Source organism: Streptomyces sp. NPDC088747 (assembly GCF_044751025.1).
In the GTDB taxonomy this organism is placed as follows: Bacteria; Actinomycetota; Actinomycetes; order Streptomycetales; family Streptomycetaceae; genus Streptomyces.
Genome location: NZ_JBIVKZ010000013.1, coordinates 79,145 through 95,633 on the forward strand (window position 1 = coordinate 79,145; position 16,489 = coordinate 95,633).

General features: G+C 70.2%; 14 protein-coding genes. 5 read left to right on the top strand and 9 right to left on the bottom strand.

Translation table 11 applies throughout. From position 1 onward, the window contains the following. Positions 1–16 precede the first annotated feature (16 nt). The 3 genes from ACIP79_RS27745 to ACIP79_RS27755 all read left to right on the top strand — a co-directional run bounded on the left by ACIP79_RS27745 (position 17) and on the right by ACIP79_RS27755 (position 4,140). Positions 17–1,474 (top strand): NCS2 family permease, encoded by a 1,458-nt coding sequence (locus tag ACIP79_RS27745; protein ID WP_401227463.1) that lies wholly within the window; start codon positions 17–19, stop codon positions 1,472–1,474. Positions 1,475–1,548: 74 nt separating this feature from the next. After that, positions 1,549–2,706 (top strand): XdhC family protein, encoded by a 1,158-nt coding sequence (locus ACIP79_RS27750; RefSeq protein ID WP_401227464.1) that lies wholly within the window; start codon positions 1,549–1,551, stop codon positions 2,704–2,706. Positions 2,707–2,940: 234 nt separating this feature from the next. Beyond that, complete coding sequence (locus tag ACIP79_RS27755; protein WP_401227466.1) at positions 2,941–4,140, top strand: glycoside hydrolase family 6 protein; 1,200 nt, start codon at positions 2,941–2,943, stop codon at positions 4,138–4,140. 19 nt (positions 4,141–4,159) lie between these two features. Here the strand turns inward: ACIP79_RS27755 and ACIP79_RS27760 are convergent, their stop codons facing one another. Further along, positions 4,160–4,600: an SRPBCC family protein gene (locus ACIP79_RS27760; protein ID WP_401227468.1), complete on the bottom strand. Its 441-nt coding sequence runs from the start codon at positions 4,598–4,600 to the stop codon at positions 4,160–4,162. 330 nt (positions 4,601–4,930) lie between these two features. On the opposite strand from ACIP79_RS27760, the gene ACIP79_RS27765 reads away from it, so the two are divergent. Together ACIP79_RS27765 and ACIP79_RS27770 are read left to right on the top strand one after the other, a co-directional pair. Continuing rightward, positions 4,931–5,782, top strand: coding sequence for a radical SAM protein (locus tag ACIP79_RS27765; RefSeq protein WP_401227693.1), 852 nt, complete (start codon positions 4,931–4,933; stop codon positions 5,780–5,782). 10 nt (positions 5,783–5,792) lie between these two features. Then, positions 5,793–6,203, top strand: a complete 411-nt coding sequence (locus tag ACIP79_RS27770) for an NUDIX hydrolase (RefSeq protein ID WP_401227470.1) — start codon at positions 5,793–5,795, stop codon at positions 6,201–6,203. Here ACIP79_RS27770 and ACIP79_RS27775 read toward each other — a convergent pair. The 8 genes from ACIP79_RS27775 to ACIP79_RS27810 form a co-directional block, all read right to left on the bottom strand. Next, a complete protein-coding gene (locus ACIP79_RS27775) occupies positions 6,175–7,893 on the bottom strand; it encodes a hypothetical protein (protein ID WP_401227471.1) in 1,719 nt (572 codons plus the stop codon). The two genes, ACIP79_RS27770 and ACIP79_RS27775, sit on opposite strands and share 29 nt — an antisense overlap. Positions 7,894–7,924: 31 nt before the next feature. After that, positions 7,925–8,665: a hypothetical protein gene (locus tag ACIP79_RS27780; RefSeq protein ID WP_401227473.1), complete on the bottom strand. Its 741-nt coding sequence runs from the start codon at positions 8,663–8,665 to the stop codon at positions 7,925–7,927. A gap of 143 nt (positions 8,666–8,808) precedes the next feature. After that, positions 8,809–9,348 carry a hypothetical protein gene (locus ACIP79_RS27785; RefSeq protein WP_401227475.1) on the bottom strand — a complete coding sequence of 180 codons (540 nt, stop codon included), beginning with the start codon at positions 9,346–9,348 and terminating at the stop codon, positions 8,809–8,811. Between the two features lie 62 nt (positions 9,349–9,410). After that, a complete protein-coding gene (locus tag ACIP79_RS27790) occupies positions 9,411–12,215 on the bottom strand; it encodes a beta-L-arabinofuranosidase domain-containing protein (RefSeq protein ID WP_401227477.1) in 2,805 nt (934 codons plus the stop codon). Between the two features lie 38 nt (positions 12,216–12,253). Beyond that, positions 12,254–13,699, bottom strand: coding sequence for a family 43 glycosylhydrolase (locus tag ACIP79_RS27795; protein ID WP_401227478.1), 1,446 nt, complete (start codon positions 13,697–13,699; stop codon positions 12,254–12,256). Positions 13,700–13,742: 43 nt separating this feature from the next. Further along, complete coding sequence (locus ACIP79_RS27800) at positions 13,743–13,901, bottom strand: RICIN domain-containing protein (protein ID WP_401227480.1); 159 nt, start codon at positions 13,899–13,901, stop codon at positions 13,743–13,745. Positions 13,902–14,103: 202 nt separating this feature from the next. Continuing rightward, complete coding sequence (locus ACIP79_RS27805) at positions 14,104–14,937, bottom strand: heme ABC transporter ATP-binding protein (RefSeq protein ID WP_401227482.1); 834 nt, start codon at positions 14,935–14,937, stop codon at positions 14,104–14,106. Further along, on the bottom strand, positions 14,934–15,929 hold the full coding sequence (locus ACIP79_RS27810) for a FecCD family ABC transporter permease (RefSeq protein ID WP_387178188.1): 996 nt from the start codon (positions 15,927–15,929) through the stop codon (positions 14,934–14,936). Before ACIP79_RS27810 ends, ACIP79_RS27805 begins: the two co-directional genes overlap by 4 nt. Positions 15,930–16,489 lie beyond the last annotated feature (560 nt).

The following is a 16,489-nucleotide window of genomic DNA, read 5'->3' on the forward strand; positions in this document are numbered from 1 at the left end:
TTGGGAGCAGGCCCACATGACCCAGCAGTCACTGGAGCCGAAGACCGTCGCTGAGGACGCGGGCGCGGGTAGCCGCGTCCCGGCCGGCCGGTCCTGGCTCGACCGGTACTTCCACATATCCCAGCGGGGAAGCTCCGTCGCGCGTGAGGTGCGCGGCGGCACCACCACCTTCATGGCGATGGCGTACATCCTGCTGCTCAACCCGCTGATCCTGTCCGGCAAGGACGCGGCCGGGAACACGCTCGGCCAGCAGGCGCTGATCACCGCGACCGCGTTCGCGGCGGCGTTCACCACCCTCCTCATGGGCTTCTTCGGCAAGGTGCCGCTCGCCCTCGCCGCCGGACTCTCCGTGTCCGGCGTGCTGTCCTCGCAGGTCGCCCCGCAGATGACCTGGCCGCAGGCGATGGGCATGTGCGTGATGTACGGCGTCGTCATCATGCTCCTGGTCGTCACCGGCCTGCGCGAGATGATCATGAACGCGATCCCGCTGGCGCTGAAACACGCGATCACCATGGGCATCGGCCTGTTCGTCGCGCTGATCGGCCTGGTGAAGGCGGGCTTCGTCCACCAGGGCGTGGCCACCCCGGTCTCCCTCGGCCCGGCCGGTGAGCTCGCCGGCTGGCCGGTACTGCTCTTCGCCGCGACCCTGCTGCTGATCTTCATGCTCCAGGCCAGGGCGATCCCCGGCGCGATCCTCATCGGCATCGTGGCGGGCACCGTCGTCGCCGTCGTCCTCAACGCCCTCGACGTGATCGACCCGAAGCAGTGGGCGAGCGGCGCCCCCGAACTGCACGGCAGCGCGGTCTCGATGCCGGACTTCTCGCTCTTCGGCGACGTCGAGTTCGGCGGCTGGGGCCAGGTCGGTGCGATGACCGTCGGCATGATTGTCTTCACCCTCGTGCTCGCCGGGTTCTTCGATGCGATGGCCACGATCATCGGCGTCGGCACCGAGGCCAAGCTCGCCGACGCGCAGGGCCGGATGCCGGGCCTGTCCAAGGCGCTGTTCATCGACGGCGCGGGCGGAGCGGTCGGCGGGGTGGCCGGCGCGTCGGGCCAGACGGTCTTCGTGGAGTCGGCGACGGGCGTCGGGGAGGGCGCCCGTACGGGCCTGTCCTCCGTGATCACCGGCCTGTTCTTCGCGGCCTGTCTGTTCTTCACCCCGCTCACCGCGATCGTTCCCGGCGAGGTCGCCGCCGCCGCGCTCGTCGTCATCGGCGCCATGATGATGATGAACGCCCGGCACGTGGACTGGGCCGACCGCGCCACCGCGATCCCGGTCTTCCTGACCGTCGTGATCATGCCGTTCACGTACTCCATCACCGCGGGTGTCGCCGCCGGAGTGATCAGCTACGTCGCCATCAAGATCGCACAGGGCAGGGCCCGGGAGATCGGGGCGTTCATGTGGGGCCTGACGGTGATCTTCGTCGTCTTCTTCGCCCTCAACCCGATCGAGAGCTGGATGGGCGTGCGCTGACCCGCCCGCCGGATCCCTCCACGCAACCGCCGCTACCGCTGCAACCGCCGCAACTCGCCCGAGGAGACCGAGAGATGCTGGACATCGCCGAAGAGCTGCACCGGTGGGCCGAGGCGGGACGCGACTTCGCCGTCGCCACCGTCGTGGCCGTCGGCGGCAGCGCGCCCCGCCAACCGGGCGCCGCGCTCGCCGTCGACTCCGACGGCACGGCGATCGGCTCGGTCTCCGGCGGCTGCGTGGAGGGCGCCGTCTACGAACTGTGCCGACAGGCCTTGGAGGACGGGGAGCCGGTCCTCGAACGCTTCGGCTACAGCGACGACGACGCCTTCGCCGTGGGGCTCACCTGCGGCGGCGTCATCGACATCCTGGTGACGCCGGTCCGCTCCGGGGATCCCGCCCGGCCCGTGCTCGCCGCCGCGCTGGCCGCGGCGGCGGGCGGGGAGGCCGCCGCGGTCGCCCGGATCGTGAGCGGTCCGGCCGAACTGCTGGGGCGCGCGGTGGTGGTGCGCCCCGACGGGTCGTACGAGGGTGGCTTCGGCGCCCATCCCGAGCTGGACCGGACCGTGGTGGGCGAGGCGGGGGCCTTCCTGGACGCCGGCCGCACCGGCACCCTGGAGATCGGAGAGCAGGGCTCTCGTTGTGGAGCACCGCTCACGGTTCTGGTGGAGTCGTCGGTCCCGCCGCCCCGGATGATCGTCTTCGGCGCCATCGACTTCGCTTCGGCGCTGGTACGCGTCGGCCGCTTCCTCGGCTACCGCGTGACGGTGTGCGACGCCCGCCCCGTCTTCGCGACGGCCGCCCGGTTCCCCGACGCCGACGAGATCGTCGTCGAGTGGCCGCACGAGTACCTGGCCCGCACCGAGGTCGACTCCCGGACGGTGCTGTGCGTCCTGACCCACGACGCCAAGTTCGACGTACCGCTGCTCCAGCTCGCGTTGCGCCTCCCGGTCGCCTACGTGGGGGCGATGGGGTCACGCCGTACCCACCTGGACCGCAACGACCGGCTGCGCGAAGTCGGCGTCACCGAGCTGGAGCTGACGCGGCTCAGGTCCCCGATCGGGCTGGACCTGGGCGCACGTACGCCCGAGGAGACGGCCCTGTCCATCGCTGCCGAGATCGTCGCCAACCGGCGCGGGGGGAGCGGGGTTTCGCTGACCGGGGCGCACACGCCGATCCACCACGAGGCGGTGGCGTCCTCGGCGTCGGTGGGACGGATCGGGTCGGTGGCCTGAGGACGTGTGTACGGTCGCGGGCGTTCGGTTACGCCCGCCGGGGGTCCGTCGTTGTACGAGCGCGGGCTCCTCACTGGTATCCGTGACTCGTACTCGTCACCTCTACTCGTCACTCGTACCCGTACGCGTCAATCTCCCGCGCCATGTATTGACGCGCGCGGGCCGCTCGACGAGTCTCCTGTGGGAGCGCTCCCGCAAGTCCCCCGTGACCGTGCGACCCAGGAGTGAACCCGGATGAGACGTACCTCTGCGTGGCTTGCCGCCCTCTCGCTCGCACTGGCCGCCCTCTGTCTCGCGCCGCCCGCATCCCGGGCCGCGGAGAGCCTCGGCCGTGGTCCCTCGCTGTCGGAGGAACTCGGCCACGGCGCCTCCCTGTACGTCCCTGACGCCAACCCGGCGGCGTACCGGCAGGCGTTCGAACTCGCCCGTGCGGGTCAACTCCTGGACGCCGCAAGGATCGTGGCCATGGTGAACACCCCGCAGGCCGTCTGGTACGGCGACCAGACCCCGGCCCAGGTGGAGCGGCTGATCCGGGAGGTGACGCGGGACGCGGACCGTCAGGACGCGATCCCGGCGTTCGCGCTCTACAACATCCCCGGACGCGACTGCTCCAACTACTCGGGGGGCGGGGCCTCGAATACGGCGGAGTACAAGGCGTGGATCGACGCGGTCGCGCGCGGCATCGGAGGCCGTGACGCCCTGGTCACCCTCGAACCCGACGCGCTGGCCCTGCTGCCCGCCGACTGCGGCCAGGACGACGCGCAGGGCACGAGGACCGCGGCCCGGTACACGGAGGTCAACTACGCGGTGTCCGCGCTGGAACCGCTGCCCGGAACGCGTGTGTACCTCGACACCGGCCACTCCGGCTGGCACACCGTCAACTCCATCGTGCCGCGCCTGATCAAGGGCGGCATCGCTCGTGCCTCCGGCTTCTACACCAACGCCTCGAACTACCAGACCGACGACGCCAACTCCTGGTACGGCAAGCTGATCTCGTCGTGCCTGGCGTACGTCGGCGCGGGCGGCGACGTCGCGGCCTGTCCCCACCAGTGGTGGCCGCGAGCCGACGCCCAGGCCTGGCTGGACTCCCACGTCCACGTGCCCGCGTCCCGCATGAAGCACTTCGTCACGGACTCCAGCCGCAACGGACGGGGCCCCTGGACGCCTCCCGCGGGCAAGTACACGGACCCACAGGACTGGTGCAATCCGCCCGACCGCGGCCTGGGTGCCCGCCCGACCCTGCGTACCGGCGACCCGTTGCAGGACGCCCGCCTGTGGATCAAGACCCCGGGCGAGTCCGACGGCCTCTGTCTGCGCGGCACGCCGGGCCCCCAGGACCCTGAGCGCGCGATGATCGACCCCGCCGCGGGCGACTGGTTCCCGGAACAGGCTCTGGAACTCGTACGGTTCGCCAACCCGCCGATCCTGGGCTGACGTTCACCGCCGGCCCGCTTCACTCCTCCCGCAGCAACCCCTCCACCGCCCGCCCGAACATCGACCGACCGGCCCGCGCCAGCACCGGATCGAGGACCCCGGGGACCCACCGCACCCTGATCTCCTCCCGCCACACCACCCGCGACCCCCCGCCGGCCTCCGGACGCACCTCGATCTCGGCCCAGCCCCTGACGAACGAGCCCCGCTTGACCAGTCGGCACAGCCCGGGACCGCCGTCCTGCGGGGGCCGCCACACGACGACCTCCATCGGGTCGTCGAACGCCACGGGGCCCACACCCGAGCGGGCCACGAAGACGGTGCCCACACGGGTCGGCGGCGCGGTGGCCACCGTGACCCGCGTCAACGGGACCACATCGGCATGCCGACGCCACTCGGTGAGCCGCCGCCAGCTCAGATCGACGGGGGAGGGGGACACGCGTTCCAGCAGGACCAGGGCCACGGTGATGATCGTAGGCAGGGGAGGGGTTCCGCGGACCGCCGAACACGACATGGATTACTAGCCAGCCATCTGAATCGGGTGCCAGTCTCATGTCATCTCCACATCGGGAGGGCAAAGCGCCCTGGAGGGCCGCGGCTCCGGCTGGAACACGCTGCCGCCCCCGACGCGGCGGCGCCCGCCCCGCGCATGAGGGGAGAAGGAGCGGGGCAGAGTCCCGAAGGCGTAGGCAACAGTTCGAATGCCGGAATGGTGGTCGCATACGCCCCGGGAGTCGCTGAAGTACGCCCGTGTAACTTCGGCTAGCCTGCGTCAGTGCAACTTCCGCCCTTCGTGGATCTGCGGCCAATTGGCAGATGCAATCTGACCTGCCCCTTCTGCTTCGGGCCACGCCACGAAGTCCCTTCCATGGGCGCGGCGGACGCTTTACGGATCGCCGAGGCTCTGCGGGAAGGTGGGGTGCAGGGATCGGTGATCTCGGGAGGCGAGCCGACATTGCTGCCGTATCTGGCCGACCTCACGGAGACGCTGAGCGGTCCGCGCGCGGAAGGGCTCCCCATCAGGGTCGTCCTGAGTACGAACGGGCTCGCGCCGTTGAAGCGGATGGAGCGTGTGCTGCCGCACCTCTCGTGGATCGCCCTTCCTCTGGAGTCCGCGGACGCGAAGGAACACCGAGAACTCCGCACGGGTGTCGCGCGTCACCGGGAGAAGGTCCTCGACCTTCTGCGAGAGGTGCGCAAGAACCACCGGCAGGTGCAGGTGAAGCTCGGCACCGTCGTCACGCGCCGCAATGTCTCCGGAGCGCCGCGCGTCCTGGACCTCATCGACGAGGACTCCTCGCTCCCCGAGGTCTGGAAGGTCTACCAGATGTCGGAGACCAACTACGGTGCCGACAACGCGGACCGGCTCTCCCTGGGGGACGACGAGTTCGAGGACGTCGTCGCCCGATGCGAGTCGGCGGCCGAAGAGCGGGGGGTCGCACTGCGCGTGTACCGCAACGCTACCCGCACCGGAAGTTACTTCTTCGTCGATCCCGACGGCGAGGTCGTCGTCATCGACGAGAAGGGGGAGCGGCGGCTCGGCAACTTCTTCGACAGGCTCGCCGACGGGGGATTCCGGGCCGCGGAGCTGATCGAGCCGGCAAAAAACATCGACAACTTTCTCGGCACCTATCCCGACGCATGAGGAGCGTGCGATGACGGAACACGTACGCGTAGGAGTGCAGGCGATCGTCCGGCTCGGTGATGACGTACTTCTCGGGCGCAGGATCAACACCTTCGGACACGGCACCTGGGGACTGCCCGGCGGCCATCTGGAGGTCGGCGAGTCGCTGGCGGAGGCCGCGTGCCGTGAGCTCGCGGAGGAGACCGGGGCCCAGGCCGCCGGAGCACGCGTGGTCTGTGTGACCGACCCGGACCCCGCCGCCAACCACCACATGCAGGTCGGCGTGGAGATCCTCGACTACTCGGGCGAGATCCACGTGCGGGAGCCTGACCGCTGCGAGCGCTGGGAGTTCTGGCCCCTCGATGCACTGCCCGACCCGCTCTTCGTCGGGTCGGAAGGCGTACTGCGCAGCATCAGGGACGGGGCTCTCCACCTGCCCTGAGATCGCCCCGTACCTGGACATCGGCCAGCGCGTCCATCTCGCTCACCAGCGTCGCCCGGTGGCGCCCCTGGTAGTTCTCGAACTGCTCCCACGTACTGGACAGATTCCACTGCGTCTCGAACTCCGCGAGGCTGTCCGCGTGATACCGGCTGTCCTTGTAGAACATCACCTCGAAGGCGTTGAGCCCCCGACCGGTGCGGTGCTCGGGATTGGACGTGATGTACGGCTCGAAGAACCCGATGCCCGACGTCAGCAGCGTCGTGCCGGAGATGTCCATCGACGTGAGCCGCAGTTCGATCAGCCGGGGGTACTTCTCCTTGAGCTTCAGGTACGACTCGGTCACGGGCTTGTAGGTCTCCTGGTAGTACTTGCTGGTCTCCACCAGCTTCAGGATGTTCTGGAAACTGGCCCGTTCCGTGGCGGCGTCGGGGCGCATGAACACGGCGAGGCTGTTCCACGGACTGCTGATGATGACGTGGAACCGCACTCCGCGTTCGAGCGCCTGGATGATCCGCGACTGGAAGAGATTCCGCGTCGCGAGCAGGTAGGAGGCACCCGCGTGCGCGATGAGCCGGATCACCTGCCGCTCGGACTCCAGCGCCGCCATCTTCGCGTCGTTGCGATCGGCGTTCTCCTGTGGCTTGTACCACCGCTCGATGAGGTAGGGCAGCTTCTCGTCCGACACCGCGGACGCGCGCATGTCCGCCAGGGCGTCGCGCAGCGCGTCGGCCTGAGAATGCTTCTGCGCGCCCGTGGCCGGAGCCTTCCCCAGCGCCTCCGCGAGGACGTCCACGGCCGCCAGCCTGCGGACACTGTTGGCCGAGCCGGCCTGTCCCGCCGCGTCGAACTCCGCGGTGGCCAGGGCGGCTTGGGCGGCGATGGTCTCTCGGTGGTCCAGTCCGAGCAGCAGCGACGCGTTCAGGTGGTGGAACTCCAGTTCGTCGAGCTCCGCCTGGCTCTGCTCCACCTCGTGCGTAGCGGAGGCGAGTCTGTAGCGCGCTGCGGTCAGCGCGGTCCGCGCCGCCAGAACGCGGGGATGGGCGGCGCCCTTCCTCTCCGTGAAGACGCCGACCGACTCGGTGAAGGCGGCCACCGCGTACTGGAGTTCACGGACGTCCTCACCGGCCTTGGCGGTCTCCACCCGGACCCGGTCGGCGATGAGGCGGGTCTCCAGGTCGCTGCGCCAGTCGCCGCCCAGCGCGGTCAGAGCCTTGGCGGCCCAGATCCTGGCACCGCGCACATCGCCCGTACGTAAGCTGACGGCGCTCAGGTTGGCCATGATTCTGGGGCGCTCGTCGTTCTTGAAGTGCAGGGACCGGTTGAGTGCGGAGATCAGCACCGACCGGGCGCGCACCAGATCGCCGTGCTCGGAGAGCAGCGCCCCCAGTTCACTCCAGAGCTCTGCTTCCGGATAACCCTCCTGGTCCGCGTCCGTGAGTTCCATGTTCCACAACGTCATGTCGACCACGGTTTCCGAGAGTTGACCGAGGCCGATCTTGAGCAGCAGTTTCGCCAGCTTGATGAGGGTGCGAATGGCGTGCGCGTCGTCGTCCCAGGCCTCGTCGTCGGCGCGGAGAGCCATGACGTAGGAGGAAAGACGGATCTCGTCCTCCGCGCGGGAATCGGTCGTCCGCAGCAGGATTCCCTCCGCCACGGATATCGCGTCGGACGGACTGTCGATTGCGATCACGTGGTGTCCTCCCGAGGGGTACAGCCGAGCGTCACTGCGTCCAGTCCACCCGCACGATGTTGATCAGGCCTGCTTTGTCGAGGTGCCTCTCTATGGCGTTCTTCCCCGTGGGGTACTCCTTCGCTCCCTCGTCGCCGAAGTCGTGGGCGGCTGAACCGCCTTCCTGGCCACCGGGCGTCGGGGCGGCACCGAGATGGTGCTTGAAGAGCCGGACCGCCTCGCTCACGGTGCCGGCGAAGGACGCGATGCCCTCGGTGTCGCGGTGCGGCCGGGGTTCGACGAGCAGTCCCAGGGCGACCGGCGGTCCGGACTGCCTCGTCCGCTCGATCGGACTTCCGGCGTAGTCGGAGTGCCCCTCGGGGGAGCTGTCCACCTGCAACCGCAGGGCCTTGACCACCAGACTCTCCGTCCGCCGGTACACCGCGTCGGCGTCGGCGACATGTCCGTAGAGGCTCTTGGAACGATCGGCCAGCTGATAGGCGGTCCGCCAGGGCTCCTCGCGTTTGGCGGTGTCGAAACGGACCCGGGGCAGTGGCACGTCGCTGTCGTCGGGCAGCAGCCTCAGCAGGGCGAGATCCGACGTCAGGTTGTAGTCCGCCACGACGACGGGCGTGCCGTCGCCGAGCCTGAGACCGTTCCGGCGCCTGGAACCCCGCAGGCTGTCACCGAGCCGGTGGGCGGCGGTCAGCGCGAATTTCCGCATGAACCGCAAACCGGAACCCAGCCGTTCGTCCCCGAGGAAAACGTCGATCAGGTACTCGTTCTGGAGCACGGGTCAGTCCCCCCGTCTGATCCCTTGAGCGAACCGGGCTTCCCGACCCGGAAGACGCAATGGTAGCGACGAGGGGATTCGTAGGGGGAGGCCTTTCCCGAGGATGCTCGCGGGAATTCTCGAAAAGCGGACGGACAGTTCCGTCACGTGCTCTCTCGAGAACGCCTGAATTTCCTCTTGCGCGGTTTACCGTGGACATCGTCGCGCAGAAGTCCCAGAAGTTGACTGTCCGCTTTTCTCGACTCTTCCACGCACATGGTGAACTTCAGCCACAGGGCGTCCTCGTCGTTGGGCAGGCGATGCCCCTCGCCCTGCTTGTGCCAGCGCTCCCAGGCGCTCATCCAGGCCTGCATCGCGTCGAACGACCGCACGCAGGCACCGCGCAACGCCTCGGAGCCGTAGATCTCGATCCGGGCGGCCAGCGCGGCGGCCGAGTCGGTCGCCTCGTCCTGGCGGCCCCGGCTCTTGGGAAGCCTGCCGGTCCGCGACGCGTACGCACGGAGCCTGGCGAAGGTGTGGATCGTGGCCATGACGTCGCTGTAGGCGTCCGCCCGCCGATCCCACAGGCGGCGCTCACGGTCGCGCAGGGTCGTCGCCCGCTGGGTGATCCCCGCGGCGATCAGGGAGGCGAGCGCTCCCAGCGACGTGCCGGTGAGCGCGGCTACCACCGGCGTGATTCTCACCTCCCCATGATGGCCCCGCGGGGATCGTGCCGCACAGTCCCGTGGTTCGGGCGGGCGGTGTCTCAGGCCACGTAAGAAGCGTTCTGTGCCGTGGTCATCACCCGTTGGCCGTCGGTGGAGGTGAGGAGGCCTGCCGCCACCCACGTGTTCACGACGGTTCGTACGTGGGTGATCAGGGCGGTCTTGGTGGGGAACGGGGCCGCTGCCCAGATCTCATCGAGGAGTGTGGTGCCGTTCGGGCGGGACGGGTTGGACACGCCGGAGTCCGTGTTGCCGAAGGTGACGCGGGGTTCGGTGCGCCGGAAGTAGGCGTGTGTGGGGTCCTCGGTGCCCTCGGAGAAGGGGGCGAACTCGGTGCCGTCGAGGGTGTGGTGGAGGGGTTTACCCGGCACGGGGGTGAGCGTCGGCAGGAGGTCGCCGGAGAGGGCGGCGTTGCGGTAGAGGCCGAACGGGAGGTAGGACGTCGCGGAGTCGCGGGCCACCAGGTTGACCGGGCCGTGGAACAGGGTCTGGAGGGTCGGGTCGTCCAGGGCCTTCTCCACCCGCAGGCGGAACGGGACCGTCACGCGTACGACGTCACCGGCGCTCCAGGTCCGGGAGACGGCGAAGTAGCTCCCGGCGGCCGGAGTCCCGCTCACCGCGGCCCCGTTGACCGTCACCTGGAAGCCGGCCGTCGCCCAGGACGGCACGCGCAGCCGCAGTTCGAAGGCCGCGCTGCCGCCGCCGACGGTGATCGTGGTCCCCTGCTCGCGGGGGTAGTCGGTGGTCTGCGTGACGGTGACGCCCTTCTCGGCCCAGTTCAGCGTGGTCGGACTGTAGAGGTTGACGTACAGCGCGCTCCCGTCGGCCGCCTTGAAGTACACCGAGTCCTGGTACTTGGTGGCGCTCTCCATGCCCGTGCCCTCGCAGCAGGTCGTTCCCTGCTTCGGGGTGTAGTCGCGGACGTGGCCGGGTGTCAGGCCGATGAAGTAGGTGACGAGCGGCTTCTCCGCGTCGGCCCTGTCCTGCTTGGATCCGAGCACCTGGTTGTAGAGGGCCCGCTCGTAGTAGTCCATGTACTTCGGGTCCTGCTCGTGGAAGAACAGCATCCGGCTCAGCTTGAGCAGGTTGTACGCGCAGCAGGTCTCCGCGGTCGTGTCGCCGATCGTCCCCGCGACGACCCCACGGGCCCGCCAGAACTCGGCCGTGCTGGTGCCGCCGATGCCGTACATCCGGACCGGTACGACCATGCCCCAGAAGTTCCGCGCGGCCGTCAGGTAACGCCGCTCGCCGGTCGCGTCGTACAGCCGCAGCAGTCCGGTGAAGATCGGGATGTGCTGGTTGGCGTGCAGACCGTCGAGGACGTCGGTGTTCGCGGCGCACGCGTCGATGAGCCTGTCCAGGTCGAACAGGCGGGCCAGCGCCAGGTGTTCGGCCTTTCCGGTGAGGGCGTGCAGATCGCAGATCGCCTCGACGATGCCGCCGAACTCGCCGCTGGAGAAGATGCCCCACATGCGTTGCAGGGTGGCGTCGGGCAGTCTGGAGAGCCGCGAGTACATCCAGTCGCACAGGCCGGAGGCGAGGTCGAGGGCGCGGGCGTCGTCGACGTGGAGGTAGGCGTCCAGCAGCCCGCGCAGGATCTTGTGCGCGGTGTAGTACGGCGCCCACACCCGCGTGTAGTCGCCGCTGGTCATCGACTCCAGCTCGATGAACTGGGTCTCGGGGTAGGCCGCGAGGAACCCGGGATGGCTGGGCCCGCCCCAGGTTCGGCGCAGGGCCGCGGTCAGGCCGCGGCCGGAACCGTCCGCGAAGCTTCCGCCCGTGGTCTCGTCGAAGGCGTACGAGGCGAGATTGCCGCGGCCCGCCGTCGAGTTGGCGGCGGAAGCTGATTGCAGGGCGGTGATCTCGGCGGAACTCAGCGCCCGCGACCAGGCGTTGAACTCGTCGTAGGCGCCCGCGAACACCGGGTCGCCGCCGAAGTTCGAGCGGCCGAGCCAGTTGTTGGCCAGGGTGCCCAAGGCCGCCGGGGTGAGGGTCAGCGCCGTACTCCGGGCGACGGCGGCGCCGTTGACGTAGAGGGTGCCGGCGGACCCCGTGAGCGTCACCGCCAGATGACTCCACCGGTTCAACGGAAGTGCGGCGGTGCCGTCGAGGCCCTGCTCGCCGCCGGGACCGCCCGTCGTGATCGCGAAGCGCGGTACGCCGGTGGCGTTGCGCGCGGCCAAGTACATATAGCGGGTGGTGTCGTTGCCGAAGTCGAAGACCCGGGTCCAGTTGGCGTCGTGGGTGGGCTTCACCCAGGCCGACAGGGTGATCGCGGAGGCGCCGCCGAGCACGCCGGCCGGCAGGTCGACGTACTGGTAGGAGCCCCGGACGTTCTCCGCGCCCTTGCCGAATCTCCCGGCCACGCTGAGCACCGCAGGGGCACTGCGCAGGGCCGCCCGCACCTCGGTCAGCGCCCCGGTCATGGCGCGGACCTTGTCGGCGAAGAGCTGTTCGCCGGTGCTGCCGTACGCCTGCGCGAGCATCGTCAGGAAGTGCCCGGTGTAGTGGCCGCGCAGGTTGCCGTTGGCCTCCCCGTCGAGCCCTTCCCAGCCGCCGGGGGCGACCGCGCCGCCGGTGGACAGGCCGGCGTTGGCGCGGAAGACCTGGAGCAGCCGGTTCACGTCGTACCCGCGGCCGTGGGCGAGCATCAGCTGCCGCTTGGCGGCGAAGACGCCCTGGCCGAGACTGACGTCCTTGAGGTCGAAGGGCCGGAGCGCCCAGGCGGCCGGCGCGGGCAGGATCGCGGCGGCGGCCCGCCCCGATCCGGCGTGGGCGAGCGCCGGTGCCGCCGCGGCCAGCGCCGCGCTCTGGAGCATGAACCGTCTGGAGAGGTGCGGAGCCATGCGTTCCTCGTCTCTGCGGGGGTGAGGTGCGAACGGGGCTACTCGGCGTAGAAGGTCGCGTCCTGGCGGTCCAGGGCCGTGCCGACCGGCTGGAGTTGGATGAGGTTGGCGTAGTGCCGGAGGTAGCGGCCGGGGAAGTTGTACGACTCGAACGAGACGCCGGTGGCGGTGTCCGCGAGTCCCGCGCGCCGCAGGAAGGAGGCGTCGGACCGGAAGGCGGCGGTGCCGTCGTTCCTCTCCACCCACAGCTCGTAGTTCTTGTGGCGGAGGTTGTAGCCGGGGAAGTTGGCGGACTCCAGCGACACCGTGCCGCTGCCCGCGAGACCGGTCACCACCCGGAACTGCGAGTCGGCGAGGGTGGTGACGTTCGCCTCCAGCCTGGCGCGGAACTCCCAGTGCCGGATGAACCGGTCCGGGTAGTTGTAGGACGAGAAGCGGACCGGGGTGAGGCCGTCGGCGACCGGGATGCCGAAGTTCGGTGTGCCGTCGGCGTTCCAGTACAGCTTCTGGTAACGGGTGCGCCGGTTGGGGTCGTTGAGCGGATCGCCGCTGATGTCCCGGTAGTTGCGGTCGTGGTAGACGAGGATGTCGCTCCTGCCGTCCTCGGACGTGGTGAACGTGTTGTGGCCGGGCCCGTACTGCCCGGTGGCCGCGTTGCTGGTGAAGACCGGGTTCGGGGTCTTGGTCCAGGAGGCCGCGTTCATCAGGTCGGCCGAGGCGGAGGCGGTCAGCAGGCCCAGGCAGTAGTTGCTGTCGGTGGCGCTGGCCGAGAAGGTCATGAAGACCCTGCCGCCCCGCTGGATGACCGAGGGCCCCTCGTTGACGGTGTGGCCGACCGTCTCCCAGGCGTTGGTGGGCCGCGAGATCAGGACCGGACTCCCGCTGATCGTCCAGGGGTTGGCCATCCTGGCGAGGTAGATGTTGGTGCCGTCGCCGACGGCCGGGTCGTTCTGCGCCCAGCTCAGATAGCGCGTCCCGTTCACCACGAACGTCGTGGCGTCGAGCGAGAAGGTGTCCAGCGGCAGCGCGATACGGCCCCGCTCGGTCCAGGTGCCGGTCAGCGGATTGGCGGAGCTCGACTCCAGGACGTACGGCCGGATCTTCCAGATGTCGTTGGAGGCTCCGGCGGCGAAGTAGACGTACCACCTGCCGTCGACGAAATGGATCTCCGGTGCCCAGATGTGGGCGCCCATCTCGCCGCTGGCGTGCTTGCTCCAGATGGTGGTCTCGGCGGCGCTGGACAGGCCCTGGAGAGTGGTGGCGCGGCGGAGCACGATCCTGTCGTACGCGGGGACGGTCGCCGTGAAGTAGTAGTAGCCGTCGGTGTGTCTGAAGATGTGCGGGTCGGCGCGCTGTTCGGCGACGGGGTTGGTGAAGGTCACGGCGGGGGAGGCCGGGGCGGCCGCGTGCGCGGGGGTGCCGGTGGTGCTGAGGGCCAGTGCGGCGAGGCCCGTCAGCACCACACGTCGGCTGGGACGGCTCATGTTCGTACTCACTCCCGGATCGGTGGTGGGCAGGCGGCGGCGGTCAGGCGTTGGTGGGCTGGAGGCGCCACTGCCGGCAGTTGTTGTTGAGCCAGGTCCACTGGCGGAGGTAGGCGCCGTCGGCGGTCGAACCGCCCGCGAGGTCAAGGCACTTGCCGCTGTGACGGTTCACCGGCGTGTACCAGTGACGGGTACGGAACACGGCAAGTCCCCTTCGACGGCCGGAGTGTTCGATATAACGAACGCTGTGCGGAGGTCCGACCAGAAGATAGGTTTCCGGCAAGGACACGTCAACGCTTCCGGCAGGTTTCGCCCCCGTCGGCGTCCCGCGGCGACCGGCCTGTCCTGAACCCCTTTCCCCGGATGGCTTGTTGAGGTCCTTTGTATTGGTGTTGCCGTTGTGCTCAGAGCGTGCGTTCGGGCAGGACGAGCGGGGCGCCGGTGCGCGGGTGAGGCAGCACCTCGACGGGCTGGCGGTATACGCGGCTGAGGAGTTCGGCCTCGAAGACCTCGGCCGACGGTCCGTCGGCGGCGGTGCGGCCGTCGTGCAGGACCGCGACACGGTCCGCGTACGCGGCGGCCAGGCCCAGGTCGTGCAGGACGACCACGACGGCGTCGCCGGCCGCGGCCCGCTCGCGGCAGACCCGCAGGACGAGTTCCTGGTGACGCAGGTCGAGAGCGGCCGTGGGTTCGTCCAGGAGGAGCAGCGGAGTGCGCTGGGCGAGTACGCGCGCCAGCGCGACCCGGGCCTTCTCGCCGCCGGAGAGAGCGGAGAAGGGGCGGGTGGCGAAGCCGGTGGTCTCGGTGGCGGCCTGGGCGCGGGCGACGGCGTCGTCGTCCTCGTCCTCGCGCGGTGTGCCGGCCCATGGGGCGCGGCCCATCCGCACCACCTCCTCGACGGGGAACGGAAAGGCGAGCGCGGCGGCCTGGGGCAACACCGCGCGGCGCAGGGCCAGTTCGGCGGGCGGCCAGTCGCGGGCGGCGCGTCCGCAGATCAGTACCTCGCCCGCGTCCGGGGCCAGATCGGCGGCGAGGGTGGCGAGGAGCGTGGACTTGCCGGCGCCGTTGGGGCCCACCAGGGCCAGCACCTCGCCGGTCCTGACGGTGAGGTCGATGCCGGTGAGGACGTCGCGGGAGCCGCGTCGCACCCGGAGGCCGCGTGTTTCGGCGATGGTGCTGCCGGGCTCGTAGGGCTCGGGGAGCGAACGGTGGCGGGTGACGGCGAAGAGGGATCTCATGCCCAGCCTCCTTGCGTACGGCGGGTTCGGCGCAGCAGCCAGAAGAAGACCGGGCTGCCGAGGAACGCGGTGAGGACGCCGAGCGGGAGTTCGGCGGGTGCGGCCAGGGTGCGGGCGGCCAGGTCCCCGGCGAGCAGGACGACCGCCCCGCCGAGGGCGCTGCCCGCGATGAGGAAGCGGTGTCCGGGGCCCGCGGCCATCCGCAGCAGATGCGGGACGACCAGACCGACGAAGCTGATGATCCCGGAGACCGCGACGGCGGCGGCGGTCAGGAGCGCGATCACCAGGACGAGGACGAGGCGCAGCCGTTCGACGTCCACACCCAGGTGGCGGGCCGGGCGTTCGCCCAGGGACAGCAGGTCCAGGCGGCGGGCGTAGAGCGGGGCCGCGGCCAGGCCCAGGAGGGCGCACGGCAGGACGGCGAGGACCTTGGGCCAGGTGGCCTGGGAGAGGGAACCGAGCTGCCAGAAGGCGATCTGGTTCACGGCTGCGGTGTCCGCGAAGAAGATGAACAGGCCGATCATCGCGCCCGCGAAGGCGTTGACGGCGATGCCGGTCAGGATCAGCGTGACGACCTCGCTGCGGCCGCCGGACCGCGACATGCCGTAGACCAGCAGGACGGTGGCGAGCCCCGCGACGAACGCGGCGGCGGAGACGGTCCAGTTGCCGAGGAAATTCAGCCCCAGCGAGATGCAGCAGACGGCGCCCACCGCCGCGCCCGAGGAGATGCCGATGACGCCGGGTTCGGCGAGCGGGTTGCCGAAGACACCCTGCATCAGCGCGCCCGCGCAGCCGAGCGAGGCGCCGACGAGCAGGGCGAGGACGATGCGGGGGAAGCGGACGTTCCACAGGACCGACTCGGCGACCCGGTCCAGGGAGGCTCCGCCGAGTCCGATCCGGTGCTGGATCGAGCCGAGGACGTCGCCGACCGGGATCGGGTAGGCCCCGAGGGCACCGGACGCCAGGACGAGGCCGACGAGGGCGGCGATCATGCCGACCGTCAGCAGCCAGGCGGCACCTCGCCGGCGGCGGGCGGGCGGTACGGGTTCGGCGCCGGTTCCTGAACCGGGCTCGGCGCTCGTACCGGGCTTGGTCCCGGTCCCCGGCGCGGGGCCGGCCCCGGGCTCCGGGTCGTTTCTGGGCCCGGGCCCGGCGGCTTCGCCGGACTGCGCGGACGTGTCGAGGGCGGTCACTTCGCCTCCTGGCTTTCGTGGGCGTTGTTCAGGCTGGGCAGGTCGTGGGGTGGGGGGTGGGTGGGCGTCCGGTCGGCGGTGCGGGCCGCGGTCGGGGATTCGCTGTCCTTGGGGTGGCCGGGCGGGGCGGGAGTCCGGCTGAGTCGTGGATTACGGCCGGGCCGGGCCTGAGTTCCGGCTGCGGCTGCGGCCCCGGGCTCCGGCTCCGGGCTCAGGTTCCGGCCCTGGCCGAGGCCAGGGCGGCGCTTCCATCGGTACGCCGCCTCCGACGGCCGGAATCTCGGCGGTGGGCCCGCGATGCCCGTGGTCGGGGGCCTCGCCCGGCTCCGGGGACCGGCCCGCGATGCCCGTGGTCGGTT